Annotated in this window: 25 protein-coding genes and 1 tRNA gene; 9 read left to right on the top strand and 17 right to left on the bottom strand. The window is 62.9% G+C overall.

What is annotated here, in order from left to right; translation table 11 throughout:
• Positions 1 to 30: 30 nt before the first annotated feature.
• From ACMDCR_RS13170 to ACMDCR_RS13160, 3 genes are all read right to left on the bottom strand, one after another.
• On the bottom strand, positions 31 to 714 hold the full coding sequence (locus tag ACMDCR_RS13170) for a DUF2059 domain-containing protein (protein WP_413992958.1): 684 nt from the start codon (positions 712 to 714) through the stop codon (positions 31 to 33).
• A 17-nt stretch (positions 715 to 731) separates the two neighbouring features.
• Positions 732 to 1,430: a ribose-5-phosphate isomerase RpiA gene (gene rpiA / locus ACMDCR_RS13165; protein WP_413993608.1), complete on the bottom strand. Its 699-nt coding sequence runs from the start codon at positions 1,428 to 1,430 to the stop codon at positions 732 to 734.
• 196 nt (positions 1,431 to 1,626) lie between these two features.
• Positions 1,627 to 1,983: a hypothetical protein gene (locus tag ACMDCR_RS13160; RefSeq protein WP_413992957.1), complete on the bottom strand. Its 357-nt coding sequence runs from the start codon at positions 1,981 to 1,983 to the stop codon at positions 1,627 to 1,629.
• Positions 1,984 to 2,153: 170 nt separating this feature from the next.
• Here ACMDCR_RS13160 and ACMDCR_RS13155 point away from each other — a divergent pair, with 170 nt between their 5' ends.
• From ACMDCR_RS13155 to ACMDCR_RS13140, 4 genes are all read left to right on the top strand, one after another.
• Entirely contained in the window at positions 2,154 to 2,849 is a 696-nt protein-coding gene (locus ACMDCR_RS13155) for an HAD family hydrolase (protein ID WP_413992956.1), read from the top strand.
• A 147-nt stretch (positions 2,850 to 2,996) separates the two neighbouring features.
• A tRNA-Val gene (locus ACMDCR_RS13150) sits at positions 2,997 to 3,071 on the top strand.
• 235 nt (positions 3,072 to 3,306) lie between these two features.
• Positions 3,307 to 3,546 (top strand): DUF4160 domain-containing protein, encoded by a 240-nt coding sequence (locus ACMDCR_RS13145; RefSeq protein WP_413992955.1) that lies wholly within the window; start codon positions 3,307 to 3,309, stop codon positions 3,544 to 3,546.
• A 12-nt stretch (positions 3,547 to 3,558) separates the two neighbouring features.
• The gene (locus tag ACMDCR_RS13140) at positions 3,559 to 4,053 is read left to right on the top strand and encodes a hypothetical protein (RefSeq protein ID WP_413992954.1); all 495 of its coding nucleotides are present in this window, start codon (positions 3,559 to 3,561) and stop codon (positions 4,051 to 4,053) included.
• Between the two features lie 16 nt (positions 4,054 to 4,069).
• Here the strand turns inward: ACMDCR_RS13140 and ACMDCR_RS13135 are convergent, their stop codons facing one another.
• Together ACMDCR_RS13135 and ACMDCR_RS13130 are read right to left on the bottom strand one after the other, a co-directional pair.
• A complete protein-coding gene (locus tag ACMDCR_RS13135) occupies positions 4,070 to 4,462 on the bottom strand; it encodes a response regulator (RefSeq protein ID WP_413992953.1) in 393 nt (130 codons plus the stop codon).
• Positions 4,459 to 4,860, bottom strand: coding sequence for a response regulator (locus ACMDCR_RS13130; RefSeq protein WP_413992952.1), 402 nt, complete (start codon positions 4,858 to 4,860; stop codon positions 4,459 to 4,461). Before ACMDCR_RS13130 ends, ACMDCR_RS13135 begins: the two co-directional genes overlap by 4 nt.
• An 81-nt stretch (positions 4,861 to 4,941) precedes the next feature.
• Here ACMDCR_RS13130 and ACMDCR_RS13125 point away from each other — a divergent pair, with 81 nt between their 5' ends.
• On the top strand, positions 4,942 to 5,178 hold the full coding sequence (locus ACMDCR_RS13125; RefSeq protein ID WP_413992951.1) for a hypothetical protein: 237 nt from the start codon (positions 4,942 to 4,944) through the stop codon (positions 5,176 to 5,178).
• Positions 5,179 to 5,670: 492 nt separating this feature from the next.
• Here ACMDCR_RS13125 and ACMDCR_RS13120 read toward each other — a convergent pair whose 3' ends face one another.
• Positions 5,671 to 6,612, bottom strand: a complete 942-nt coding sequence (locus ACMDCR_RS13120) for a DMT family transporter (protein WP_413992950.1) — start codon at positions 6,610 to 6,612, stop codon at positions 5,671 to 5,673.
• Positions 6,613 to 6,709: 97 nt separating this feature from the next.
• Here ACMDCR_RS13120 and ACMDCR_RS13115 point away from each other — a divergent pair, with 97 nt between their 5' ends.
• From ACMDCR_RS13115 to ACMDCR_RS13105, 3 genes are all read left to right on the top strand, one after another.
• A complete protein-coding gene (locus ACMDCR_RS13115; protein WP_413992949.1) occupies positions 6,710 to 7,333 on the top strand; it encodes a CGNR zinc finger domain-containing protein in 624 nt (207 codons plus the stop codon).
• Between the two features lie 175 nt (positions 7,334 to 7,508).
• Positions 7,509 to 8,798, top strand: coding sequence for a glycerate kinase (locus ACMDCR_RS13110; RefSeq protein WP_413992948.1), 1,290 nt, complete (start codon positions 7,509 to 7,511; stop codon positions 8,796 to 8,798).
• Between the two features lie 187 nt (positions 8,799 to 8,985).
• Positions 8,986 to 10,851: an ABC transporter ATP-binding protein gene (locus ACMDCR_RS13105; RefSeq protein WP_413992947.1), complete on the top strand. Its 1,866-nt coding sequence runs from the start codon at positions 8,986 to 8,988 to the stop codon at positions 10,849 to 10,851.
• A 37-nt stretch (positions 10,852 to 10,888) separates the two neighbouring features.
• Here ACMDCR_RS13105 and ACMDCR_RS13100 read toward each other — a convergent pair whose 3' ends face one another.
• The 4 genes from ACMDCR_RS13100 to ACMDCR_RS13085 form a co-directional block, all read right to left on the bottom strand.
• Positions 10,889 to 11,791, bottom strand: a complete 903-nt coding sequence (locus ACMDCR_RS13100; RefSeq protein ID WP_413992946.1) for an ABC transporter permease — start codon at positions 11,789 to 11,791, stop codon at positions 10,889 to 10,891.
• 1 nt (position 11,792) lies between these two features.
• Positions 11,793 to 12,737 carry an ABC transporter permease gene (locus ACMDCR_RS13095; protein WP_413992945.1) on the bottom strand — a complete coding sequence of 315 codons (945 nt, stop codon included), beginning with the start codon at positions 12,735 to 12,737 and terminating at the stop codon, positions 11,793 to 11,795.
• Between the two features lie 201 nt (positions 12,738 to 12,938).
• Entirely contained in the window at positions 12,939 to 14,219 is a 1,281-nt protein-coding gene (locus ACMDCR_RS13090) for an ABC transporter substrate-binding protein (RefSeq protein ID WP_413992944.1), read from the bottom strand.
• A 44-nt stretch (positions 14,220 to 14,263) separates the two neighbouring features.
• Complete coding sequence (locus tag ACMDCR_RS13085; RefSeq protein WP_413992943.1) at positions 14,264 to 15,292, bottom strand: ABC transporter ATP-binding protein; 1,029 nt, start codon at positions 15,290 to 15,292, stop codon at positions 14,264 to 14,266.
• 339 nt (positions 15,293 to 15,631) lie between these two features.
• Here ACMDCR_RS13085 and ACMDCR_RS13080 point away from each other — a divergent pair, with 339 nt between their 5' ends.
• Entirely contained in the window at positions 15,632 to 16,306 is a 675-nt protein-coding gene (locus tag ACMDCR_RS13080; RefSeq protein ID WP_413992942.1) for a GntR family transcriptional regulator, read from the top strand.
• Here the strand turns inward: ACMDCR_RS13080 and ACMDCR_RS13075 are convergent.
• From ACMDCR_RS13075 to ACMDCR_RS13045, 7 genes are all read right to left on the bottom strand, one after another.
• Positions 16,289 to 17,617 carry an MmgE/PrpD family protein gene (locus ACMDCR_RS13075; protein ID WP_413992941.1) on the bottom strand — a complete coding sequence of 443 codons (1,329 nt, stop codon included), beginning with the start codon at positions 17,615 to 17,617 and terminating at the stop codon, positions 16,289 to 16,291. The genes ACMDCR_RS13080 and ACMDCR_RS13075 overlap by 18 nt on opposite strands.
• Before the next feature lie 119 nt (positions 17,618 to 17,736).
• Entirely contained in the window at positions 17,737 to 19,971 is a 2,235-nt protein-coding gene (locus ACMDCR_RS13070; protein WP_413992940.1) for an MGH1-like glycoside hydrolase domain-containing protein, read from the bottom strand.
• Positions 19,972 to 19,999: 28 nt separating this feature from the next.
• Positions 20,000 to 20,590 (bottom strand): cysteine hydrolase family protein, encoded by a 591-nt coding sequence (locus tag ACMDCR_RS13065; protein WP_413992939.1) that lies wholly within the window; start codon positions 20,588 to 20,590, stop codon positions 20,000 to 20,002.
• A gap of 1 nt (position 20,591) precedes the next feature.
• On the bottom strand, positions 20,592 to 21,647 hold the full coding sequence (locus tag ACMDCR_RS13060; RefSeq protein WP_413992938.1) for an ABC transporter ATP-binding protein: 1,056 nt from the start codon (positions 21,645 to 21,647) through the stop codon (positions 20,592 to 20,594).
• The gene (locus tag ACMDCR_RS13055) at positions 21,634 to 22,413 is read right to left on the bottom strand and encodes an ABC transporter permease (RefSeq protein WP_413993607.1); all 780 of its coding nucleotides are present in this window, start codon (positions 22,411 to 22,413) and stop codon (positions 21,634 to 21,636) included. Before ACMDCR_RS13055 ends, ACMDCR_RS13060 begins: the two co-directional genes overlap by 14 nt.
• A gap of 9 nt (positions 22,414 to 22,422) precedes the next feature.
• On the bottom strand, positions 22,423 to 23,328 hold the full coding sequence (locus ACMDCR_RS13050; RefSeq protein WP_413992937.1) for an ABC transporter permease: 906 nt from the start codon (positions 23,326 to 23,328) through the stop codon (positions 22,423 to 22,425).
• An 85-nt stretch (positions 23,329 to 23,413) separates the two neighbouring features.
• Positions 23,414 to 24,481, bottom strand: coding sequence for an ABC transporter substrate-binding protein (locus tag ACMDCR_RS13045; protein ID WP_413992936.1), 1,068 nt, complete (start codon positions 24,479 to 24,481; stop codon positions 23,414 to 23,416).
• Positions 24,482 to 24,517 lie beyond the last annotated feature (36 nt).

Here is a 24,517-nt window from a genome sequence, read left to right as displayed (position 1 = left end):
CCCGCTTCACGGCAATACTGCCATTCCTGGTCAGGGGTTCTGCGCGGGAGCCTGCGCATTGCCGGCTGGCGCGGCGCCGCCCTGGGCGGCCGGGGCATTCCCCTGAGCGGTCGCATCGGCATCCGGCCCGCCAAGCTGGCCACCGCGCTTCTGCACCTCCTGGCGCAGCCGCAGCATGATGCTGTCCTGCAGGTCGCGCGTCCAGTTCCCGACGACGGGAACGGAATCACGCAGGATGTTCTGCTGTTCCTTCGAGAACTTGGCACCCACCGGCGTCTGGTAGAACGTCACCAACTGCTTGAGTTCGTCGTCGGTGAACTTCGTCGTGTAGAAACGGGCGAGCGCCTTGTCGAGATCATCGCGCTTCTTGACGAATTCGGGGATCAGCGAGATGGCGGCATCGTTGATCATGCCGCGCAGCTCCGGCCGACGGCTCGAATAGATCTGGCTCGCCTGGGTCATGAACTGGGGGATGATGTCGTCGAAACCGGTGGTCAGGCCCGAGGCCTTGAGGAACTGGATGGCGAGGGTCAGGCGCTCGGGGCTGGGTTCGGGCTGGTTGGCGGCAGCCGGCGCGGCGGGGGCGCCGGCGGTCGGCACATCGGCTGCGGGCGCCTGGGTCGCATCCTGCGCATAGGCCGGCAGCACAGCAGAGCCTGCAAGCAAGCCCGCGACCACGGCGGCCAAGGCAAAAATACGGCGTTGACGAAGCATTATGGAACTCCCATCAGTCAGGCTGGCCCGATGAAGCGGATGCCCGCATTGCCGGCGACATAGGCGCCCTTGGCATATCCGAGAAACAATCCGTGTTCGACGACACCGGGAATGGTGGAAAGGCCGGCGGCCAGAGCAGCCGGATCGGGTATCTTCTCAAAGTGGCAATCGAGGATGTGGTGCCCGCCATCCGTGACGAAAACAAGGCCATCCGGCCTCGTGCGCAGGGTCAATGCACCGGAAAGGCCCAGTTTTGCCGCTGCCTTCTCGATGGCAACCCTGGTCGCGCCGAAACCGAACGGGATCACCTCGACGGGCAATGGAAACCGCCCGAGAACGGGCACGACCTTGGAATCATCGGCGATGACGATCATGGCTTGGGCCGCCGCCGCAACGATCTTCTCGCGCAGCAGCGCACCACCCCCGCCCTTGATCAGCGACAGGTTCGGCCCGATCTCGTCGGCCCCGTCGACGCAGAGGTCGAGCTCCGGCGTCTCGTCCAGCGTCGCCAACGGAATGCCGAGGCCCTGAGCCTGGTCATGGGTGAATTCGGAGGCGGGGACGCAGAGAACGCTCAGACCATCCTTCACCTTTTCGCCAAGCAGGTCGACGAAGTGCTTGGCGGTGCTGCCGTGGCCGAGGCCAAGCCGCATGCCGCTCTCGACATGGGTGAGCGCGGCCCGGGCTGCTTCGCGCTTCATGTCGTCCGGGGTCATCGGCACAGCATTCCTCCTCTGGGTCAGGCGGCGTTATAGCGGCTTTGCCGCGGTTTGCATCAGTTAAGTTTGGGAATATGGCGGGTAGCGCGGGGTTTTTCCCCGGGTGCGCGAACGTCCCGCCCGCCTCTTCTTCTCGTGCAAGCACCGCGTTTGGAGAGTGCGGACGGGACGTCCGCGCACCCGGGAAGAATCCTCACCGCGCCGGCGGCGTGCAGATCACCTGATCCTTCCACACGTAGCAGACACTCATCGCGCCGGTGCGCTGCTCGACGCGAAATACCGCGCTCTCCTTCTCATGGTTGGAAGCGATCAGCATATAATCCCCTGGCTCTTGCTTGCCGGCCCCCTCGCCGGGCGGAAAACACAGCGTCACGCCGCTATTGTCTTCCTTCACGCCATATTGACAGGCCCCAACCTCGCCCGTGAGGCGGTCAACGCGGTAGATACGGTTGAGGTCCTTTTGCGGCGCGGCCACGAACGCATAGTCGCCCGCCAAGGCCGGCCCGCCTACCAGAAGAAGGACAGCTAGACAGAGAGAACGGATCATCATGGGGCGGCTCTTCTTTTAAGGGAACGGGCTGCTCGGTAACGCAGAGAATTGAACGAATCGGGGCAGCAGGGCTATCCCGAATCGCAGGACCTTCGGGCGACCGCTTGCCACCCGCTCGTGGCATTTTCCAGACGGGCTCGGAAATCAGCAAATCTTAGAGAGAATAGCGCATGCGGCCGCAAACGGTAATTTTCGATCTCGACGGCACTTTGGTCGACAGCGCGCGCGACCTCATGGGCACGTTGAACTTCATTCTTGCCCGCGAAGGTACTCCTGCTTTGCCGGTGGAAAAAGCCCACAGCCTGCTCGGCGCAGGCGCTCGCGCTCTGCTCGAACGCGGTTTTGCGGCCAACGGTCAGGTGGTCGAGACCGCCCGCATGGATCGGCTCTACCGCGATTTCCTCGACCACTATAACGAGCACCTCGCCGACGAAACGGTGGCTTTCGAGGGGGTCGAGCCGGCCCTGGCAGCTCTGAAGACACGCGGCCTCATCCTCGGCGTGTGCACCAACAAGATGACGTCCCATTCCGTCCGCCTTCTCGAGGCACTGAAGCTCTCTTCCTATTTCAGCGCCATCTGCGGGCGAGACGCCTTCGCGTGGTTCAAGCCGGACGCCCGCCACCTTATTCTATCGATCGAGGCCGCGGGCGGGGACCCGGCCAATGCGATCATGGTTGGCGATTCAAAAACGGATATCGACACCGCCATCAATGCCGGCCTGCCCTCGGTGTGCGTCGATTTCGGCTACACCGACATTCCCGCAATCAAGCTCGGCGCCACGCGGGTGATCTCGCATTTCGACGAGTTGATTCCGGCGATCGATGCGATCAATGCCCAGCACGCCGGACGGGTTGCGGTTTCCTGATCATCCCAGGAGAGTTCCCGATTGGGGAAACGCATAGCCGTCGCGGGATGAGGCCGCCATCCTCGCTTTTCGATGCAGCCCCGATATTTGACGCGACAATCGCTTGACAGCGCGCCCGGCTTTATACAAATAGGCGCTTCCCTTCGGGGGCGCGTAGCTCAGCGGGAGAGCACTCCCTTCACACGGGAGGGGTCACAGGTTCAATCCCTGTCGCGCCCACCATCCGATCATTGAAAATCATTACGTTTTTTCGGCTTGGGTCTGAGCCTGTCCCATTGGCAGCCAAATGTGGCATGCAAATCCATAAAAAGCATTTCGGCGCCGTTCGCACGGAAACACCCAAAGGCCTCCATGGTCTGAAAGCCTCCGAAAAATACCATCCGTATTTCGGATTAATATTTATTGAAAACATCTGAATTCCGGACTATGTTTCGTCGCATAGACGACAAGGACGGGCATGGGCAAGCTCTACCAAATCGGCAACATCATCATCCGAGTGTATGCCAACGATCACTTGCCGCCGCACTTCCACATTGTTGCACCCGATTTCCAGGCTCTGGTCGAGATCGAAACCAAGCGCATGCTGAAGGGGTCGATCAAATCCAGCCGCAAGGAGATCGAGGCGTGGGTGTCCGCCAATATCGAGACTATCAGGGCGGAATGGAACCGCATCAATCCTCGATTCCCGATCACATGACAGGAGAGAACGATGACCGATGAATTGCCGAGGATCGATTCCGTATCAGTGACTGGACCGCTCACGGTGTCGGTCACCTGGAAAAGCGGGGGCACAGCACAGATCAATCTCGCGGGCTGGATCGCAACAGGCGGCGACCTTCTGGCAGCCCTTAACACCGGTTCGCTGTTCGGAAGTGCGCATGCTGCCGAATATGGCACCTCTATCGCCTGGGGAGAGGACGACGAGTTGATGATCGATGCCGAGCACCTTCGCCTGCTCGCGGAGGAACAAGCGCCCATCGATATCTCGGAATGGCAGGCGCAAGCTCGGCTATCAAACCAGGAGGCGGCGGAACTGTTAGGCGTTTCTCTAAGCACCTGGAACGCCTACAAGGCTGCCAAGACGGGAAAGACGCCGAAGCTGGTCGACATTGCCTTGAGAGCCGCGCTACGCGATCCCCTGATCATGCAGGCACACTTTCGACCTCGAAAGGCTGGCAGGCCGCGCAAGGATGCAGCTGCATAGTCAACATATCCGACGCTCAACCTTTGCCCTTGTCCCGCTGCCTGGCCGCCATCAGGCGCTTGATGTGCTCCAGGACGAATTTGTGGTCATAGGGCCTGCCGAGAGCCGGCCCCTCTTCGCAAAGATCGCCGGCCTTTTCCGCGGCCTTGGCCGGCGTGCCGGCCAGCACCACCTCGCAGTCCGGCTTATTGCTGCGCACCCAGGCGGCGAGTTCGAAGCCCGAGCGCTCCTCGGCGCTCACAGCGATCATCACGATGTCGACGGGGATGGTGCCATGAACGAGGAGTTCCCGCGCCTCGCCTGCCGCAGTGGCCTCCATGACACGATAGCCGCAATCGCGCAGATATTCGGCAAGAGGCGTGCGGATGAGAATATCTGTCTCGACGAGCAGGATGCACGCGTCGCTCATCTGCTATCTCCGGATGGCGAGACACCGAGGGTCGAGCAGATCATCTTCACGGCTTGCTCCATATCATAGGGTTTGGGCATGAACTGGCCGATGCCCTCCGCCCCTTTCGGCCCGACATTTCCGGAGGTGATGATGATGGGAAGCAAGGGGTTCTGGGCACGCAGGCGGCGCGCCAGCTCGAGACCGTTCATCGAGCCCGGCATCTGGATGTCGGTGAAGATGAGGTCCACCATCCCGGCCGTCCTCAGATAGGACAAGGCTTCGTCCGCGCTGGTCGCCTCCACAACAGTAAGACCTGCGATCCTGAGCTCGTCGGAGAGGATGGCGCGGATCAGCGCTTCATCCTCTACCACGAGTATGCTGGGTCTTTTGTGCTGAGGCTCTGACTGAGGCACCATCAATGAGTAATTCTCCGGGTCAGGCTGAAACCCGCAAAAGGAGTGGGGGGTTCCAACGCCCGGGGAAAATCGATTTCGTCCTTGGACTTTTCGGACCAAGTTCTACCGGGCGCTATGCAAATCCCGGAAAAAATGTCCCCGGACTTCCCGAAAAAATCTTCGGCAAAACAAAGAATTAAGCGGGCGAAGCGTGAGCCTGCCAATGAAAGTCTGCTTAGACGGTTCCTTGCTGGCGCGGTTGCTTGGGACACGCCTGTGCAACCAAATCATATCGTGTCGAAAAAGAAAAAAATCGGTGAAAGTTTTTACAACCGTTAAGGAACTTTCATATCGACATGGCGTTGGACTGAGCATTCCAATGCGGAGGAACTCCCATGAAAGTACTTTTTGCCGCCGCCATAGTCGCAGGGGCGACATTTGCTCTCGCCAGCTCCAGTTCTGCCATGCCGCTGGCACCACAGGACAATCCATCTTTGGTACAGACCGTGCGGGATCCTACCTGCAACGCCCCACAGCGCAATGCGCGCTGCAAATGGTATGGCGTGCCTGGCGTTCATACGGGACCAAAATGGCTCCGTCAGTCGCAACCGGGGCATCACTATCACCATCGCCAGCACGTGAAGAAACCCATCGTGCATAAGTCGATGGCTCCAGCGCCAAGCTCAGCAACACCTGCCCCCACAACGCCGACGCCTCAGACCACGACGCCCCCAGCCACAACAACTCCGACCCAACCGCAACAGTAAGGAGCGGGGCTGAAACGACAGCGATGAGCGGCTGATATTCCCGGGAATATTGGCCGCTTTCCCTTCAACTGCCGCCCACTGTGCTGGCGATGACCTTCTGCCTTCCTTCGAACATGGCGAGGCCGGCGGCCATGAGCATGATGCCCATGCCGATGACATCGTGCGTCCGCACCTGTTCGCCGAAAGAGACGATGCCCAGCAACACGGCGATAACTGGCGAAACGAACGCGTAGCTTCCCGCGCGTGTGGCGCCAATGTCGCGGAGCAGGCGCATATAGATGGTGTAGCCGAGCAACGATCCAAACAGCACCAGGAACAGCCAGCCCGCCCAGGCCGCGGCACCCCATTGCCCCGCCAGGGCGGCGACGGCACCGGGCTCGAAGGCGAGCGACAGCCCGAACAGGATCGCGCCGCCTAAGAAGGCCGTGCTGCCCGCAATCAGAGCCGGGGGATAGAGGCGCAGCAGAGGCCGCGCGATGACCGAGCCCCAGCCATAGGTCACGGCCGCGGAGGCGACCGCGGCTGCACCTAGAAGGCGGAGGCCGGCAGCCTCGCCCCGGCTCGAGGACCAGCTTTGCCAGGCTGTCGGCCCGAACAGGATCATGAGGCCGACGATACCAAGCAGAAGAGCGCCGAGCCGCCTCCTGTCAAAGGTTTCCTCGCCCAGAGCCAGGGCAAATCCCATGAGCGCGACCGGCGTCAGCGACATTTCCAGCACTGCGCCCGTGCCGGAATCGACATGGACCATGCCCCAGAACAGCGCGGCATAACACAGGACGATCATGAGGAGGCTGGTCGCTGCCAGGCGCGGCAGATCGGCAACACCGATGCGAGGCAGCCCCTCCCCCCGTCCCGAGATTGCCAGGAGGATGGCGCCAGCGGCTATAAAACGGGTGCCCGCGAAGAGCAGCGGCGGAACGGCTTCCACACCCGCTTTGATACCGATCCAGGTGGTCCCCCAGATCGCGCAGAGAGCCAGGAAAAGCAACAGGTTGCGATTGGGCATCACGAGCCTCATGACAAACGAATGTAACGGCTATATATCACTATATACGTTACAACGCACGCTTGAGTTTTGAGTTCCCATGCTGGATGCTGGAACCATGACACCCCATACGGACATTGCCACTGTCCGCCTGCTCGGCGGGCATCCGGCGCTGGACTTCATCAACACGGTCGACGCCTGGCGGGACCGCTGGGGCCCGGATTTTCTCCTGCGCTATGAGGATCTGGTGGCCTGGGCACGGCGCCTCGATCTTGTCGACACCAGGCTCGCGACGATTTTGCGCACCAAGGCAGCCAATGCGCCCATCGAGGCCGAAGCCGCCCTGGGGCGGGCACGGGCGCTGAGGCAGAACCTCCATGCCCTCTTCCTTACCGAGGCCGAGGCCGCGCCCCTGAACTCGGATGACGCGGAGCAACTCAATGCCATCCTGCGCCTGGCCGGAGGGCATCGCGAATTGCGGCAGGAGGCAGGCTCCTTTCACTGGGCCTGGCGTGACGAAGCGGATCTCGACACCGTGCTCTACCGTGTCGCCTTCGAAGCTGCCGATCTGCTCGCCGCCCGCGCAAGCCGCCGCGACATACGCGAATGCCATGGGGTGAATTGCGGCTGGCTCTTCCTCGATACCTCGCGCAGCGGCCGCCGGCTGTGGTGCTCGGAGGAAACATGCGGCACAGCCATGCGCGTGCGCCGCTTCCGCCAGAAGGACAGGCCCAAGGCTTGAGCCGTCCTCTCCCGCCGGGCGAAAATCATTGCAAGAAAATGCGATGGACGCGCTAGCTTGATCCCGCTTCCATGGGGTAATGCCAGGCGTCACACAGTTGCGCCGAAAACAAATAGAGCGAGCCAAGGGCGTTTCGCAGGAAACGCGCTTCGTTCCAGGGGAGCCCGACCATCTCATGCCGGATCACGCAGACACGCAACGCGCCGTCCTCGATGCCATCTTCACGGGCGCCGTGGCAGCCTCCCATCCGGCCAGCTTCCTGCCTTCCCACCTGCCGCCATTGCCGGCAAGCGGGCGCCTGGTGATCATCGCGGCTGGCAAGGCCGGCGGCAGCATGGCCGAAATCGCCGAGGCCCATTATGCAGGGCTCGGCGTGCCGGCCGAGCGTATCAGCGGCGTTGCGGTGGCGCGGCATGGATATGGCCGCCCGCTCAGGTCCATCCCGATGATCGAGGCTGGCCATCCCGTGCCGGATGCCGGCAGTGTGGAGGGCGCCACGCGTGCGCTTGAAGCCGCCCGCTCCGCTGGGCCCGACGATCTCGTTCTCGTGCTGTTGTCGGGCGGCGCCTCCGCCAATCTGGTGGCGCCGGCTGGTGACCTCACCCTCGACGACAAGCGCACCATCACGCGCCATCTCCTGCGCTCGGGTGCGGCGATCGGCGAGATCAACGTGGTGCGCAAGCGCCTGTCGCGCATCAAGGGCGGAAGGCTGGCGCAGGCGGCCTACCCGGCACGGCTGCTGACACTCGCCGTCTCCGACGTGCCGGGCGATGATCCTGCCATCATTGGTTCTGGACCAACCGTTCCGGATCCGGCCAGCAACGCTCAGGCGCTCGCCATCGCAGAACGTTTCAACACGCCCCTCGGTGCCGCGCGCGGCCATTTCGAAGATGCCGGGAATGAAACGCCGAAGCCCGGCGACGCCGTGTTTGCCAAGAGCGAATTCCGCATCGTCGCGACGCCTGCCCAGATGATTGCGGCCGCGATAGAGATAGCTGAGCAGCATGGCTATGAACCGGTGGTGCTCGGCGCCAACGTCGAGGGCGAGGCGCGTAGCGTCGCCGCCGAGCAGGCGAAACAGGCAAGAGCCTTGAAGGCGGCCGGGCGCAAGGCCGCTCTCATCTCGGGTGGCGAGTTGACGGTGACCATCACCGGCAAGGGCCGTGGCGGACCCAACCAGGAATTCAGTCTCGCGCTCGCGCTGGCGCTTGGCGGCGAGTCCGGCATCAGCGCGCTCGCCGCCGATACCGACGGCACCGATGGCGGCGGCGGCCTCGCCACCGACCCGGCCGGCGCGATCATCGACCCCACCACCCTCGCTCGAGCGCGAGCCAGGGGCATCGATCCAGAGGCCTATCTCGCCAACAACGACTCGACGGGCTTCTTCGAAGCCATCGGCGACCTCGTGGCCCCTGGCCCGACCTTCACCAATGTGAATGATCTGAGGGTGATCTTGGTTGGGTAGCGGTTGGCCGGCGCGCTTGTAGAGGGGCTCGACGAGGTGTCGGCGAATGTGGCCGCCGAGAGAAAGGATGCGGCCTGAACAGTCAACGCTGTTTCGGGAATCGGCGCGTACCATCATTTTGACCCAAGCTTATTGCCCTCTGGCCATGCCATTGCCATGTGGGATTTGAACCAGGGTCACGTCCGTAATGCTGTCTCGCCTGTTCCGGTATCTCGAAAGCCGCATCGACGTCTTTGCGCCGTTCGACGAGCACGAGACGCCGCCGACGGGCGTGTGGCGCTTCATGTGGCATCACCTCAAGGTGGTGAAGGGCTGGCTTGTCGCGATCATGGTGATCGAGCTTGCCTTCAGCGCCATCGAGGCGTCGATCTATCTGATGGTCGGCTGGTTCGTCGACTTGCTCAACAAGCAGTCCGCCGCGACCATCTTCCGCGACTACGGCTGGCATCTCGTCGGTGCCGCCCTGCTCATCGTGATCCTAAGACCGGTACTCTTCTTCCTCGTGCAACTGGTGACCAACCAGATCGTGGTGCCCTCCCTCACCAACCAGATCCGCTGGCGCAACCATGTCTACACGCTCGGCCACTCGCTGACCTATTTCCAGAACGATTTCGCCGGGCGCCTGTCCGCGCGCGTCATCCAGGCAGGCCAGTCGATCCGCTCCGCCGCCGTCGCGATGATCGGCGACCTCTGGTACGGCATCATATTCGCCTCGGTCACAATCGGCTTCTTCAGCTCGGTCAGCATCTGGCTGACGCTGCCTGTCATAGTCTGGTTCATCGCCTATGCAACCCTGCTGCGTTTCTTCGTGCCGCGGGCGCTGGAGCGATCGGAAGCCAATTCGCTCGGCCGTTCGTCGGCGACGGGCCGCATCGTCGATTCCTACACCAACATCCTCACCGTAAAACTGTTCGCCCGCGGCGACCTCGAGCGCTCGGCCGTGCGGGAATCGCTCAAGCGCTGGAACGATGCCTTCCTGGCACTCCAGCGCCTGATCCTCGGCACCACCTTCCTCCTGCAGATCCTCAACAGCCTGCTGATCGTCAGCACGGCCGGCATCACGCTGCTGCTGTGGACTCGCGGCACGATGACGGGTGGCATCGGTGCCGCGGGTATCGCCCTGGTGCTGCGCCTCGTCCAGCTTTCGGGCTGGCTGATGTATCTGGTGCGCGACGTCTTCGACAATATCGGCACGGTGCAGGAGAGCATGCTCACCATCGCCAAGCCGCACGACCTCGTCGACGATCCGGATGCCGCGGCGCTCGCCGTGCCGCGGGGCGGGATCGTCTTCGACCATGTCCGCTTCGGCTATGGCGGCGGCAGGCCCGTGTTCGAGGATCTGTCGCTCACCATCCGGCCTGGCGAAAAGATCGGCATCGTCGGCCCCTCGGGCGCCGGCAAGTCGACGCTGGTCAATCTGCTGCTGCGTCTCTATGCGATTCAGGGTGGGCGCATCCTGATCGACGGGCAGGACATCGCCCATGTCACACAGGACAGCCTGCGCCGGTTGATCGGCGTGGTAACGCAGGACAATTCCCTGCTGCACCGCTCCATCCACGACAACATCGCCTATGGCCGTACGGAGGTCGACCGCGTGGCCATCGAAGAGGCCGCCCGCCAGGCCGCCGCCCACGAGTTCATTCTCGGCCTCGGCGACCAGGACGGGCGCGCCGGTTACGAATCCCGGGTGGGCGAGCGCGGCGTCAAGCTCTCGGGCGGCCAGCGCCAGCGCATCACCATTGCGCGCGTGCTGTTGAAGGATGCTCCCATCCTGGTGCTGGACGAGGCAACATCAGCGCTCGACTCCGAAGTGGAGGCGGTGATCCAGGGCCAGCTCAAGCGGCTGATGCAGCACAAGACCGTGCTCGCCATCGCCCATCGGCTCTCCACCATCGCGGAACTAGACCGGCTGATCGTGCTGGACGAAGGCCGCATCGTGGAAGAGGGCCGGCATGAGGAACTCATCGCCCAAGGTGGGCTCTATGCGAGGCTATGGAGCCGCCAATCCGGCGGATTCCTGGCGTTGGAGGATGGAGCGGCGGCGGCGGAATAAACCTGGGAGGCGCAGACGAGGACGTCCGTGCTCCCAACTACACCATTCCCTTGCCTGCATCCGAGCCTTGCCTGGCGCGATGGCGCTGGACCAGCAGCAGGATGGTGATGGCGCCGAGGATCACGGCCATCGAGATCGCGGTGGTTAGTGTTCCCAGCGCGTAGATCACAGGTGTGGTCACCGTGGTCGTCATGCCTTCGAGCTGGAGGGGCAGCGTGTTCTCGGCGCCGATTGCCTGGCTGGTGCGGGCGATCTCGTCCCAGGACAGCGTGAAGCCGAACAGGGCGACGCCGACCAGGGAAGGCGCGATGATGGGCAGCACGACGTTCCAGAAGGTCTGCCACGGCGTTGCGCCGAGATCGCGCGCCGCTTCCTCATAGGAGGGGTTGAAGCGGTTGAACACGGCGAACATGATCAGCAGGCCGAAAGGCAGCGTCCAGGTCAGGTGAGCGCCGAGGCCGGAGGTGAAGATGCCGACTATCGTCTGGTAATTGTCCTGGATCCACTCGATCTCGTAGGCATCGCCGATGGCCTTGATGGTGTCGTCGACGATCTTGAATTCCAGCGCGATGCCGAGCGACACGATGATCGAGGGCAGGATCAGGCTGGCGATGGCGGTGTAGAACAGGAAGTTGGACCCCAAGAAGCGCCGGCGGAAGGCGAGGCCCGCCATCACCGAGATCACCACGGTGAGGAAGGCCACCAGCAGGCCGAGCCCGAGCGAGCGGAAGAAGGCATCGCCGATGCCGCTCACCGTATCGCCGTAGAAAAGTTCGTGGAACCAGTGCAGCGACACCCCGTTCATCGGGAAGGTGAGGCCGCCATCCGGCCCCTGGAACGACAGGATCAGAATGGTGATGGTCGGCCCGTAGAGGAACAGCACATAGAGCGCGAAGATCGCCGTCAGGATATAGAAGGTGAGACCCCTGCCCTCTCTCATCTCAGAGTTCCTTCCGGATATCGATGAAGCGCACCATCGCCGCGATGATCATCATCACGACGGCGAGCAGGATGATGGCGTTGGCGGCGGCGATCGGGAATTGCAGATAGCCGATCTCGACATTGATGACCTTGCCGATCGAGGCGATCTGCTGGCCGCCCATCAGGCCGATGGTGATGAAATCGCCCATCACCACGGTGATCACGAAGATCGAGCCGATGGCGATGCCGGTCTTGGAAAGCGGGATGATGACATTCCACAGGGTCTGCCAGCCCGAGGCGCCATTGTCATAGGCCGCCTCGACCAGCGAGCGATCGATACGCGACATGGAATTGACGATCGGCACGATCATGAACACCGTGTTGAGGTGCACGAAGGCCAGGATCACCGAGAAGTTGGAATAGAGCAGCCAATCCTGTGGCTGGCTGGTGATGCCGACAGTCATCAATGTCTGGTTGATCAGGCCGTTCCGGCCGAGCAGCGGTATCCAGGAGATCATTCGAATGACATTCGAGGTCCAGAAAGGAATGGTGCAAAGCAGCGCCAGCACAAGCCGCGTCGTCGTCTTCTTCACCTCGAAGGCGATGTAATAGGACACCGTGAAGCCGATCAGCAGTGTGGAGAGCCACACGATCAGGCAGAATTTCAGTGTCGACAGATAGGTCTTGAAGGTCGTGCACAGGTCCGGCAGCCCCGAGACGCACTTGTCGAAGACCTCGACATAGTTCTTCAGCTGGAAATCCGGCTCCATCGAATATTCGGTATAGTCCCAGAAGCTGACGATGAAGGTAGCCAGCAGTGGCAGGATGAAGAATATCGCGAAGACGATGGTCAGCGGCGCGGCCTGCCAATAGGAGGCCCAGCGGGACGAGGCGCGCTTGCTGGTCCGCTCACGTGGCGGGGCGGAAGCGGAAGTGGTCGGAGCTGTGGCCGTGGTTACCGCCATGGAGGACCTTTCAGGATATGCCAATTGCCGAGCCGGGCTATGGTGCGGCCCGGCTGGAAAGGCGCAGATTTTGTCATGACCGGGCTTGTCCCCCTACCGGACAAGTGTCCGGTGTAGATCCATGGCGTTGCCTCAGGATGCCCGGGACAAGCCCGGGCATGATAAAAAGTCGAGATTCCCCGACCGTTCGGTCGAAGCCGGTCAAGCCGCGATGAACTCGTTCCACTTCTTGACCATGTACTCGTTCTCATCCATGACCGCGTTCCAGCAGGCCACGGCGCCCATGCGCTGCTCATAGGAACCGCCGTCCCGGGTGGCGCCGGCCTTTTCGAGCAGGCCGCCGTCCGGCCCGTGGATGTCCTTCTCGGCAGGCTTGCCTTCCATCCAGTACGCCCACTCATAGGGCTCCATGTGCTCCTTGGCGGTGTCGAGCACGGCCGAATAGTAGCCCTGCCGGTTGAGATAGGCGCCGGCCCAGCCTGAGAGGAACCAGTTGATGAACTCATAGGCGGCGTCGAGTTGCTTGCCCTTCAGCGTCTTGGGCAGGGCGAAGCCGGAAGCCCAGGCGCGATAGCCTTCCTTGAGCGGCTGGAACTTGCAGGGAATGCCCTTGAGCCGCACGGCGGTCACGGCGGGCGACCACATCGACTGGATCACGGTCTCGCCCGAAGCCATCAGATTGACGCTTTCGTTGAAGTCCGACCAGAAAGCGCGGAACTGGCCCGCTTTCTTGGCCTCGATCATGGTGGCGATCGTCAGGTCGATCTCGTCCTTGGTCATGTTGCCCTTGTCGGCATATTTGTGCTTGCCGCTGGCTTCGGTGACCATGGCGGCATCCATGATGCCGATGGATGGGATGTTGAGGATGGCGGCCTTGCCCTTGAATTGCGGATTGAGCAGTTCGGCCCAGCTTTCGATGGGCCGGCCGATCAGGTCCGGGCGGATGCCGAGCGTGTCGGCGTTATAGGTGGTCGGGATCAACGTGATCCACTCGGTCGGCTCAGTCGCGAATTTCTTGGAATGCTGGCCTTCGAGATAGAACACCTTCTTGGGCGCCGTGCCTTGGTCGCCGATCTTCTTGCCGTTGATCTCGCCCTTGGTGATCACGGTGGCGAGCTTGTCGACCAGCTTGATCTTCTTGGCGTCCATGCCCATCAAATTGCCCGACGGCACCAGTTTCTTGAGGCTGAAATATTCGGTGTCGACCAGGTCGAAGGAGTTCGGCTGGGTGATGATGCGCTTGGTGACGTCATCGGTGTCCACCGAGACGTACTGGATCTTGACGCCGGTATCCTTGAAGGCCTGGTCGGCGATGGCGGGAGCCTGGTTGGTGGCGGTGGAAAGGTAGCGCAGCGTGACGGGTTCGTCCGCGTGCACGGCCGGGGCTGCCAGCACGCTCGCGCCGGCAGCGGCGCCCGCCAGCGCGATGCCCCCTTTCAGGAGGTCGCGGCGCGACAGGCCGCCCTTATGCTCTTTCTTCATATACGGTCCCCTTCTGGATCGGATTATCGTTTGATCACGGGCCCTTAATGGGCACCGCCTTCGAGTTGGTGGGCGTCCGATGGCGCCCACGAAAGCGTGGCGCGCTCCCCTTCCTGGAAGGGTTGCGACAGGTATGATTGCTCGGCCACCATGGCGGTCATCTCGCCGCCGCGCTCGTCCTTGACCTGAACGGAATAGCCGGTGCCGGCAAACTCGATGCCGGCGACATTGACGAAGCGGCTCGAGGCCGTAGCCTCCGCCTCGCCATGGGCAAGCTGGACGCGATCCTGGCGCACGGCGATGGCACGGTCGCCGAGATCGATGACATTGTGGCCACCGACGAAGCGGGTCACGAAAGCAGTCCGCGGGCGGTTGAAGACATCCCCCGCGGTGCCCTGCTGCTCGATGCGGCCGTTGTTCATCAGCACCACGAGATCGGCGAGGGCGAGAGCCTCGTCCTGGCTGTGGGTGACATGCACGAACGAGATGCCGAGACTCTTCTGCAGGCGCTTCAGCTCGCCACGCACCCTGATGCGCAGGAACGGGTCGAGTGCCGAGAGCGGCTCGTCGAGAAGCAGTGCCGAGGGCTGGGTGATCAAGGCACGGGCCAGCGCCACGCGCTGCTGCTGGCCGCCCGAGAGCTGGGATGGCAGGCGGTCGGCGAACTTTTCCAGTTCCACCACCTTGAGCATGGTCCTGGCCTTTTCGAGCCGCTCGGGCTTGGAGACGCCCTTCATCTTCAGCGAGAAGGCGACGTTCTCGGCCACGGTGAGATGGGGGAAGAGCGCGTAGCTCTGGAACATCATCGCCGTGCCCCGCTTGGCAGGAGCGAGGTCAGTGACATCGATGTTGTCGAGAAGGATATCGCCGGAGGTTGCGATCTCATGGCCCGCCAGCATGCGCAGGGAGGTGGTCTTGCCGCAGCCCGAGGGGCCGAGGAGGCAACAATAGGTGGAGGCCGGGATCTTGAGATTGATGGCGTCGACGGCCTTGTAGGAACCATAGGCCTTGGTCACGGAAGCAAACTCGATCAGCCCCTTGGCCTTGCCTGTTTCAGTTGCGCTATTTGCCACGCCGAGCCTCATTCAGGATTGTCGACAATCCCTATGCATGGGCCGTGCCAAATGAAATTGCGTGATTCATCAAGGCATTAAGATTTACCCCCAGGCCGCTGCCAAAATATTGCACGTCGACGTGCAACATATTTGAGCAGATTGGACGGGAATAGCCTGATGCTGCACTGCCACAACGTGGCTGGGATTGTCGACAATGAATATTTGACCGTCTTGACAAATCGGCGCCGACGGGCGTGAGATGCAATACTGCGATCGTTGAACGCAACTCCAAACTTGGGGCAACCGGCGTTCGACTTGAAAACCATATCATTCTGCAGGTTATGGTCTGCTGAGGTCATGCTCGACATCGAGTATTCTGGGCTGCCGTCAAATAAAGCCTCCGGTCTTCAGACCGAGCGGGAGATATTCGAGCGCATTCTCGGTGCCATTGCCGAACGTCGACTGCCACCCGGCACCAAGCTCACCGAGGAAAGCCTGGTCGATATCTTCGGTGTCACCCGTGCACGAGTCCGCAAGGTCCTGCTATTGCTGTCCCAGCGCGGGCTGATCGCGCTCGAGCCCAATCGCGGCGCCTTCGTGGCCCAGCCGAGCCGGGCGGAAAGCATCGCCCTCTTCCATGCGCGCCGCGTCATCGAAAGCGAGACGGCGACGCTTGTGGCAGCCCTGCCCGAGCCAGCGCGCACGCTGGCGCTGGCGCGACTCGACGCCCATCTCGAGGAGGAAGCGCAGGCCCGTCGGGCTGAGCAGCCCGGCGCCATCATCCGCCTTTCGGGCGAGTTCCATCGCCTGGTGGCGGAACTTGCGGGCAACCCCGTCTTGACCTCGATCATCGAGAACCTGGTCTGGCGCACGGCCCTGGCGCTCGCCACCCATGCCACCCGCCACGACACCGACTGTTCGCCCTCCGAACATATTGCCATCGTCGATGCCATGCGCGCGGGGGATGGGGCCAAGGCGGTGCACCTGATGATGCACCACCTCGATCATATCGTGCTATCCGTTCAGGAATAGCCGCGAAAACGCTTCGAATCCGGTAGATTTGTCTGGCATTCGGGCGGCAATCCATGCCGCCTCCCCATCCTCGAGCCCCTCGGCCATACGCAGGAACTTCGACTTCAAGGCCGCCTCCGGCAAGGGACGGGAGGGATCGCCGAGGGCATCTGTCTTCTCGGCGGAACGGCCCTTTCCGTTCGCAAAGCGTATCTCGATGCGACAGGGCCGTTCGGTCGGCAGGCGGCGGGTCATGGCCGGATCCTCGATCACCCGGATGCGCTCGGCCAGAGCCCGGATGGCGGGGTCACGCAGTTTCTCCGGCGCGAAGGCATCGATCCATACGGAGCCGTGCATGAGGCGCAGCGCCAGCACGAAGGGAATCGAGAAGCGAGCGCCGATCGGCGTCACCGGCCTGGTCTCCTTCAGGGCGGAGGCCGGGGCAAAGGTTGTGACGCGCATGGCCTCTATCTCGAAGGGATCGATGTCGCGCTCCTCCAGCATCGTCTCGATCACCTCCAGCGCGCCCTGGGTCTCGCGGCAGGAGGAGGCGAGCTTGAGGAAGGGCTGGGCAATCAGCCAGCGCTCGCCGAGCCCATCCACCAGCTTCTCATGCGAGAAGCGCGACCCGCTGACCGAACCGAAAACCACAGCAATGCCATTGGGTTCGCCAGTCATGCCGGCCTGGGCGAGATCGCAGGCGAGCAGGCCGTTCTGCGCCGCAACGCCGGCATAGATGTTGCGGATGGCGCTGCCGCGCAGGCTGGCGGTGACGCTGGTGGCAAGGCTGAGGCTCGCCGCGAGTTCGAGCGCCGTCAAGGTCATCTCGGACGAAAAATGGCGCAGCCGCGCCACTGCGGCCGCGGCGCCGATCACGCCCCAGGTACCGTGCGGATGCGCCGCCGGGCGCAGCGTGGTGGCCATGCCGGCGCGGGCGCCCGCCTCGTAGCCGACCAGCACGGCATTGAAGAAGGCCTCGCCCGAAAGATCCGGCCGCACGCTCCATTCGGCGAGAGCCGCGGCGACGGCATGGATGGCCGGATGCCCGCCGGCGGCATAATTGCCCTCGTCGAGCTCCACCGCCGTGCCGGCAAAGCCCGTCAGGAAAGCGGCCGACGCCGCATCTGCCTTGCGCTTCCGGCCGAAGACATCGGCCTCGCCCGCATCGGCATACTTCCGCCCGATCGCACGCACGTCCGCCTCCTGCCAGCCGGCCAGGATAGCGCCGAGCGTATCGGCTAGCACAAGACCGGTCTGGTGGCGGATGGAAGGCGGAATGCGATGGATGTCGGTCGATTGGATGAAGGCGGCAAGATCTTCGAAGGCGGGCATGTGAAATCCGTTTCAGTGACGGATGTTCCCATGCAAGCCGTGGGCCACATCGGGATGCTGCGGTGCGGTACTGCCATGGTGCCCTGATTTCGATTGGCAGAGCCCGAACGCGGCCTCGATCAGCCTCGCCTTCTCATCACGAATAAGCGCGGCTCGTCGCACGGTGGCAGCCTGACCAGGCTCCCTTCGTCCTCGTCGGTCATCGCTCGAGCCTCGCCGTCCAAACTCGCCTCAAGGACCGACGCCGGCCGCATGGTCGGGAAAAGCAGGAAGGCCTCCTTGGAAACCGGCGGCAGGTGCATGGAGAATGTGCCGGCTTGAAACGAGAGATGACGGATGCGTCCCTGAATATCGGTACGCAGCAGGACCGTATCGCCTTGGATAATGCTTAGGCGTCCAGCCTCATCGATCGTCAGGCGCGTCCGCCCTATCGGGCTGGTGAAGGGGCCAAGAGTGGCGGCTACGCCGTCATTCACGACCTCCCAGCCGCCCCACGGGGTGATGTCGGTGATAGCGGCGACGCCGAGCTTGGCCATCAGGGCTCCCCAGCTGTAGAAACGCTCGGTATCGGGCTGGTCGAGCGGCTCGCCCGTCTCGGCATTGTAGTTCTCCGGGCAGATGCGATCCTTTTCCCAGACGCGGCGGAATAGCGCGAAGCTGCGCCGCGCCAGCTCAGAAGCCTTCGCCTCCGCGCCCGAGCGCTTCAGACCCAGATAGACGAGATAGTTGAACGGCGGCCAGATCCTGCCGCGCCAATAGCTGTTGTCCGGAAAGGCCGGATCGTCACGGCTGACCCCCGGAATGATCGGGTCGCCGCCGAAGGCCGCGGGATCGTCGAGATGGGCGAACAGCCGTTCGGCCTGCTCCTGCGTGGCGGCACCCGCCAACAAGGGGTAGAAGCTCGTCGGAGCCAGGCTGCGCACGAAAGTACCGGAATGCAGGCGATTGGCGAAGATGCCGCGATCGGCGTCCCACAGGCGCTCGCGGATGCACGCACGCGTCGCTTGCGCGCGCGACGCATGGTCGGCCGCCTCACGACCATATCCGAGTTCTTCTGCGATCAGGCCGAGCATTTCGGCGTCGAGAGCCAGCAGGCTGTTGAGCCCGATGTCCCAGCAATCCAGCGTGCGGGTTTGGGGATCCCAGCAGGCTTCGTCGTGAACCGGCGAATTGTCCATGGCCGACTCGTTGCGGGCGCCGAAGGACGTGCCCTTGTAGAGCCCGTCGCCGACATCCGAGGTCCCGAAGGAGGCGAGGCCGGACCGGTCGGGGTCGCGCTCGCGCCACCACCAGGCGTGGTTGCGGGCAAGTGCGGCATAGGAGGCCTCCAGGAAATCGCGCGAGCTGCACCTCAGATAGAGCAGCCAGGCGACGAAACTGCCGATCGGGCTCTGGCTGCGATCGACCCAGGCGTCATTCGCGGTGAGGAGACAGGCGAGATTACCTTCCGGCGTGGCGTTCGACAGCGCGACGGCGAAGTTCTCGCGGGCAAGCCCGGCATCGAGTTCGCCCGCCATAAGGGCCGCGTAGAATTGGTCGTTGAGCCAGACACCGAAGCCTCCGAATTTGCCGAGGTCCCAGTTCCGGCTGATGGACGTGTAAGCGCGCTGGTTGACGCCGTCCCACACCGTATTCCAGGCAACGACGTCGCGCAGCGCATCGAGCGCGAAGGCTGGCGAACTGTTGTCGGCCGCCACAGTTGGGGGGTCATCGGGCGAAGCAGCCAGAGAGCTTGCCCGCTCAATGGCGATATCTTCGCGATCCGCGATAGCAACGCCGAAGCTGTTATCTCGCATCATCTCCAGATTGAAGCGAAGCATCAGGACGGGCGCCGCCTCGGAACGCGAGCCCTTGTAGAAGTAGCCATGGGTCTCGTAGTCGGACATGGCGTCGGCAACACTGTCGTGCCCTGTTACCTGGACCGGCGGCTTGGCGGTCGCCAGCGCGACGAAGCGATGGCCGATCTGAATGACGGCGGCGTTGCGCGACGAAACGAACCGAACCGTCTCCCCTGCATCCGCGGAGAAGCAGAGATTGATCCAGAAACGCAGCCCCCACTCGCCCGAGCGGATCGTTCGCCAGGAACCGGAAAGGCAGAAGGGATCGGTCTTGCCATAACGCCAGGCGAGCCGGGTCCCGGCGTGACTGAGATCGAGCTCCACCAGCGAGGCGTCGAGATGGTGGCGCCCGAGGCGCACGCTGTCTGGATTGTCGAACAACGTGGCCTTGGCGTTGCTGGCCGCGAATGCCAGCGGCGTCAGGCGCACGCCGAGGGGCAGGAAGACCATTTCGGCCGGCCGGCTCGACCACGTATTCCAGGCCCGGTCGAACGGAATGTTCATGCTCTCGGGCATGTCAGGCAACCAGAGGGCAAAGCCATGATCATGCGCAGCTCCAGCTCGCGATCACATCTGCGGTCCCGGCGATGGTGATCTGCTGCGGCATGCGGGGCAAGACGAGTTCCAGGGTTGCCTTGTGGGATTCGAGTGATGAACTGGTGACCGCGTCCCGCACCAGGATCACCCTGTAGCCGAGGTCCACCGCATCGAAGACCGTCGCGAGGACGCAGATGTCGGTCTCCACGCCTGTGATGACCAGCGTATCGGCCTTGCGTGCCTTGAGCCGTTGATCGAGGTGGCTGTGGCCAAACAGCGAGTAGGTCGGTTTATCGAAGATCTCCTCGCCTTCGGCCAGGGCCGCGAGCGGCTCGACCAGCTCGATCATGCCTGGATCCAGATTCGCACCCGTCAGGCTGGACCAGCGGCGATAATAGGTCTGCCAGCTTCCCGTCGCGAGATCAGGCGTGTGCGGAACCGTAAAGCGCGCGAAGATCGTATGCCCGGGCTTCTCCGCCACGATGCGGGCGATGTTGGGAACGATGTCGAACAGGGTCGGCGTATGCCATTGCGTCTCTTCGGCAAAAATACGCTGCATGTCGATGCACAGATGAATCGCGCGAGCATCCGTCAGCATATCAGTCCGCCAGTACGATGGTATTTGCAGGCGACCAGGCCAGCGTTACGGTCTGGCCGGCGACAAGTTGCCTGACTTCCCGGTTCTGCGACAGGATCTTGATCTCCGTGCCATCGGCGCCCTGGGCGAGAAAGGTCGAGACGGCGCCGGCATAGATGATCTCGCGGATCGTGACGGTATAGAGGTTTTCGCCATCGGTCGGCGTGCCCTCCCCCACCAGGCGCATTTTTTCGGGGCGCACAGCGAGCGTCACCTGCGTTCCCGGCGTCGGCAGCCTGTCGGCAGTGCGCAGAAGCGCGCCAGCAAGCTCGACGCCCCCGGTCGTGGCGATGCCCTTGAAGAAGTTGGCATCCCCCAGGAAGGAGGCGGCAAAGCGGTTGCGCGGGCGCTCATAAATGTCGAGGGGCACGCCTTCCTGGATGATGCGTCCACCGTCGAGGATCGCCACCGTATCGGAGAGCGTCAGCGCCTCTTCCTGATCATGTGTCACGAAGATGGTGGTCAGGCCGCTCTCACGCTGGATGCGGCGCAGTTCGATCTGCATGTCCTGGCGCAGGCGCCGGTCGAGCGCCGACAGGGGTTCGTCGAGCAAAAGCACCTTGGGCTTGGTGACGATGGCGCGGGCAAGGGCGACTCGCTGCTGCTGCCCGCCCGACAGTTGCTTGGGCTTGCGCTGCTCGAAGCCGGTGAGGTGCACCATCTCCAGAACCCGTGCCACTTCCTTGCGCGCCGCGTCTCCCCTGATGCCCTGGCGGTTGAGGCCGAAAATGACGTTGTCGTGCACGTTCATGTGCGGAAACAGCGCGTAGGACTGAAAGACCATCCCGACCTTGCGCTGCCAGAGCGGCACGTCGGTCACATCCTCGCTGCCAAAGCGGATCTTGCCGTCGTCGGGAGAGACGAAGCCCCCGATGATGCGCAACAGCGTGGTCTTGCCCGAGCCGGAGGGCCCGAGCAGGCTGGTGAACTGCCCGGCCTTGAAGGAGGTGCTCACCTGGTCCAGCACGCGTAGGGAACCATATCCCTTGCTGATGGAAGCTACATCAACGCCGATCACGATTGCCTCCGAGGTTGGACAATTGGGCGAAGATCAGCACGAGTACCGCCGAAACGCCGAGGAAGATGGCCGAGATCGCATTGATCTCCGGCGTGAAGCCCTTCCGGATCGAGGTATAGATCTCGACCGGCAAGGTGCTGACGCCCGGTGTCGCCAGGAAGTAGGAGACGACGAACTGGTCGAGCGACACCGCGAAGGCGAAAAGCAGCGCGGCGATGATGCTGGGTGCCAGCAGCGGCAGGGTGACCGCCCGGAAGGCATGGATCGGGGTCGAGCCGAGGCTCATGGCCGCTTCCTCGAGTTCTGCCCGCAGCGACTGCATGCCGGTGCCGACGATCAGCACGACATAGGGAATGGCGAGCGCGACATGGCCGATCAGCATGGCGTGCAGCCCGCGCCCAATACCGGTCCAGAAGAAGAACACCAGCATGGCCGTGCCGGTGATCAGCCAGGGAATGGCAATCGGCGGCAGCAGCAGCACCTTGAGCAGAGATTGACCGCGGAAAGTGCGCCTGTTGAGGGCCAGGGATGCGAGCGTTCCCACCGCCGTCGCGATGATCGAGGTCGCGAGCGCAATCAGCAAGCTGTTGTACGTCGCCGCTAGCAGGGGGCCATTCTCGGCCAGCACGCCGAACCAATGGAATGTCGGCTCGATCGGCAGGGTGTAGAGCGGCGAGGCGTTGAAGGCCATTGCCACCATTACCAGGATGGGCAGATAGAGGAAGACCAGGGTGGCGCCGAGGAAGGAACGGCCGAGTGCGATCATCATGGCCTCCTACTGTGTTCCCACGCGCCCGGCGAGGACGCGGGAGGAAGCGGCGAAGATCAGGAGGACGACAGCCAGCATGGTGAAGGACAAGGCGGCGCCAAGCGGCCAGTTGAAGGCCGCCGTGAACTGATCCTCGATCACCGTGCCCATAGTGACGCCGATGCGTCCGCCCAGGATGCGCGGCTCCATGAAGCTGCCGATCACGGGTACGAAGATCAGGATCGAGCCCGAGATCAGCCCCGGCAGGCACAGCGGCAGCAGGATCTTCCAGAACACCACGGGCATTCGGGCACCGAGGCTGCGAGCAGCCTCAATGGTCGCATCCTCGATCGCAGAGGCCGAGAGATAGCAGGTCAGGATCATATAGGGCAGGTAGGCGTGGACGAGCCCGATGATGATTGCCGGGAAGCTGTAGAGCAGCGAGAAGGTCGGCGCCGCCGGAAAGATCCAATGGAGCGCATAGTCGAGAATGCCGCCTTCGCGCAGGACCATCGTCCAGGAAAAGACTCGCACCAGCCCGTTGGTCCAGAAAGGCAGGATGATGAGGAGAAACAGGATGTGCTTGGACCGCCCGCTCGTGGCCCTTGCCAACGCCAGCGCTGCCGGCAGGCCGATCAGCGCACACAGGCCGGTGGTCCACAGGCCGATCTCGATCGACGTCCAGGCGACATCGAACAGGTAGGGACGCTTGATGAAGGCGAGGTAGTTGTCGATCGTATAGACCAGCGGGCGGCCCGGGATCGGCGAACTCTTCAGGAAGCTGAAGAAGAGCATGGCGCAGAGGGGCAGGAACACGGCAAGCGTCAGCCAGCCATAGGCCGGCGTCAGCAGGACCGCGCTGGCCCAGCCGGACCTGAGGCGCCATCTGGCACGCACAGGCGGCGCCGCGGCTTCGTTGGCTGTCGACATCATCCTCATCCAGAACGCGAGGTGGCGAAACACCCTTGCAAACAGAGTCAGGGCGGAGCAACAAGCTCCTACCCTGACTTGTCTTTTCTTACTTCGCGTAGAAGGCTTTCACCTCTTCCCACAGGTCGGCGAAGGACTGGCGCCGGTCATCCGGCAGGGCCGACATGAAGGTGAGCTTGGTGAGATACTCAGGCTTGTGGATCTGGCGGTTGAGATCGTCGGCCGGGAGTTGATCCATCGCCGCCTGGTTGGCGGAGGCCGGGGCGCCCGCCACGCTGGTCCAGGTCTTATAGAAATTGGGATCGATCATGTAGTTGATGAATTTGAGCGCGTCGTCCTTCTTCGAACTGGAGGTCGGCACCGCCAGGCTGTCGAGCCAACCGATCGCACCCTCCTTCGGCACCACGAACTCCACCGGCAGTTTGGCCTGGCGGATCGAGCGCACCACGGCGCCGGACCAATAGACGGAGATGTCGAAGGCATTGGCCGCGAAGGCCTTGTTCCACTCGTCCTCGCTCGACCACATGAGCTTGACATTGGGCTTCATCGCCTTCAGCGCTTCTGTGACAGCTTTCAAGTCCTTGGGATCGTTGGCATCCTGAGCCGTCAACAAGGCGCCGATGCCGACCGACGTGACCGCATCATCAAACAGAGCGAGCTTCCCGGCGTATTTGGGATCCGAGAAGATCGTCCAGGTGTCGGTGGTGATACCCTTGCGCACCGCGAGCGAATTCATGCCCCAAACCCAGGCGCAGCCATAGATCTTGCCATCCGCCTTCAGATTGGCGTGCTCCTTCAGCGCGGGTGACAGCGCCGCAGCGTTTGCAATGGTGGCGAAATCGATCGGATCGATCAGCCCCTCGCCCTGCGCCTGCTGGATGCGGGCGCTGTTGATGAGGACGACGTCGTAGGCGCCCGGATTGGTGCGCAGCTTCGTCAGCATCTCCGGCTCGGAGTTGAAATAGTCATGCTTGACGGTGATGCCGGTGGCATCGGCGAAGGCCTTCAGCGCGAAGGACTCATCCGTGCCATAACCCTTCCAGTTGAGGACCGTGATTTCCTTTGCGTCGGCAAAGCCCGGGCGGGCCCAGGCCCCGGCGAGAACGGCGCCGCCCAAGGCGGCGGTGAAACGACGACGGTTGATCTGATAGCTCATGATTCCGGTTCCCTTGATCGATGGTGACAGCGCTTT

Origin of the sequence: Labrys okinawensis, from assembly GCF_047345005.1 — a bacterium.
GTDB lineage: Bacteria > Pseudomonadota > Alphaproteobacteria > Rhizobiales > Labraceae > Labrys > Labrys okinawensis.
The sequence above is the reverse complement of the archived record's forward strand: the minus strand, read 5'-3'. Positions and strand labels throughout refer to the sequence as shown.

What these genes read in the sequence shown, in the direction of transcription:
- ACMDCR_RS13135 (WP_413992953.1), bottom strand. Translation starts at nt 4,462, where the DNA reads ATGAGCGACGCGTGCATCCTGCTCGTCGAGACAGATATTCTCATCCGC.
- ACMDCR_RS13105 (WP_413992947.1), top strand. Translation starts at nt 8,986, where the DNA reads ATGCTGTCTCGCCTGTTCCGGTATCTCGAAAGCCGCATCGACGTCTTT.
- ACMDCR_RS13080 (WP_413992942.1), top strand. Translation starts at nt 15,632, where the DNA reads ATGCTCGACATCGAGTATTCTGGGCTGCCGTCAAATAAAGCCTCCGGT.
- ACMDCR_RS13145 (WP_413992955.1), top strand. Translation starts at nt 3,307, where the DNA reads ATGGGCAAGCTCTACCAAATCGGCAACATCATCATCCGAGTGTATGCC.
- ACMDCR_RS13090 (WP_413992944.1), bottom strand. Translation starts at nt 14,219, where the DNA reads ATGAAGAAAGAGCATAAGGGCGGCCTGTCGCGCCGCGACCTCCTGAAA.
- ACMDCR_RS13075 (WP_413992941.1), bottom strand. Translation starts at nt 17,617, where the DNA reads ATGCCCGCCTTCGAAGATCTTGCCGCCTTCATCCAATCGACCGACATC.
- ACMDCR_RS13170 (WP_413992958.1), bottom strand. Translation starts at nt 714, where the DNA reads ATGCTTCGTCAACGCCGTATTTTTGCCTTGGCCGCCGTGGTCGCGGGC.
- ACMDCR_RS13045 (WP_413992936.1), bottom strand. Translation starts at nt 24,481, where the DNA reads ATGAGCTATCAGATCAACCGTCGTCGTTTCACCGCCGCCTTGGGCGGC.
- ACMDCR_RS13140 (WP_413992954.1), top strand. Translation starts at nt 3,559, where the DNA reads ATGACCGATGAATTGCCGAGGATCGATTCCGTATCAGTGACTGGACCG.
- ACMDCR_RS13110 (WP_413992948.1), top strand. Translation starts at nt 7,509, where the DNA reads ATGCCGGATCACGCAGACACGCAACGCGCCGTCCTCGATGCCATCTTC.
- rpiA (WP_413993608.1), bottom strand. Translation starts at nt 1,430, where the DNA reads ATGACCCCGGACGACATGAAGCGCGAAGCAGCCCGGGCCGCGCTCACC.
- ACMDCR_RS13050 (WP_413992937.1), bottom strand. Translation starts at nt 23,328, where the DNA reads ATGATGTCGACAGCCAACGAAGCCGCGGCGCCGCCTGTGCGTGCCAGA.
- ACMDCR_RS13130 (WP_413992952.1), bottom strand. Translation starts at nt 4,860, where the DNA reads ATGGTGCCTCAGTCAGAGCCTCAGCACAAAAGACCCAGCATACTCGTG.
- ACMDCR_RS13120 (WP_413992950.1), bottom strand. Translation starts at nt 6,612, where the DNA reads ATGCCCAATCGCAACCTGTTGCTTTTCCTGGCTCTCTGCGCGATCTGG.
- ACMDCR_RS13100 (WP_413992946.1), bottom strand. Translation starts at nt 11,791, where the DNA reads ATGAGAGAGGGCAGGGGTCTCACCTTCTATATCCTGACGGCGATCTTC.
- ACMDCR_RS13065 (WP_413992939.1), bottom strand. Translation starts at nt 20,590, where the DNA reads ATGCTGACGGATGCTCGCGCGATTCATCTGTGCATCGACATGCAGCGT.
- ACMDCR_RS13115 (WP_413992949.1), top strand. Translation starts at nt 6,710, where the DNA reads ATGACACCCCATACGGACATTGCCACTGTCCGCCTGCTCGGCGGGCAT.
- ACMDCR_RS13160 (WP_413992957.1), bottom strand. Translation starts at nt 1,983, where the DNA reads ATGATGATCCGTTCTCTCTGTCTAGCTGTCCTTCTTCTGGTAGGCGGG.
- ACMDCR_RS13070 (WP_413992940.1), bottom strand. Translation starts at nt 19,971, where the DNA reads ATGCCCGAGAGCATGAACATTCCGTTCGACCGGGCCTGGAATACGTGG.
- ACMDCR_RS13095 (WP_413992945.1), bottom strand. Translation starts at nt 12,737, where the DNA reads ATGGCGGTAACCACGGCCACAGCTCCGACCACTTCCGCTTCCGCCCCG.
- ACMDCR_RS13055 (WP_413993607.1), bottom strand. Translation starts at nt 22,413, where the DNA reads ATGATCGCACTCGGCCGTTCCTTCCTCGGCGCCACCCTGGTCTTCCTC.
- ACMDCR_RS13155 (WP_413992956.1), top strand. Translation starts at nt 2,154, where the DNA reads ATGCGGCCGCAAACGGTAATTTTCGATCTCGACGGCACTTTGGTCGAC.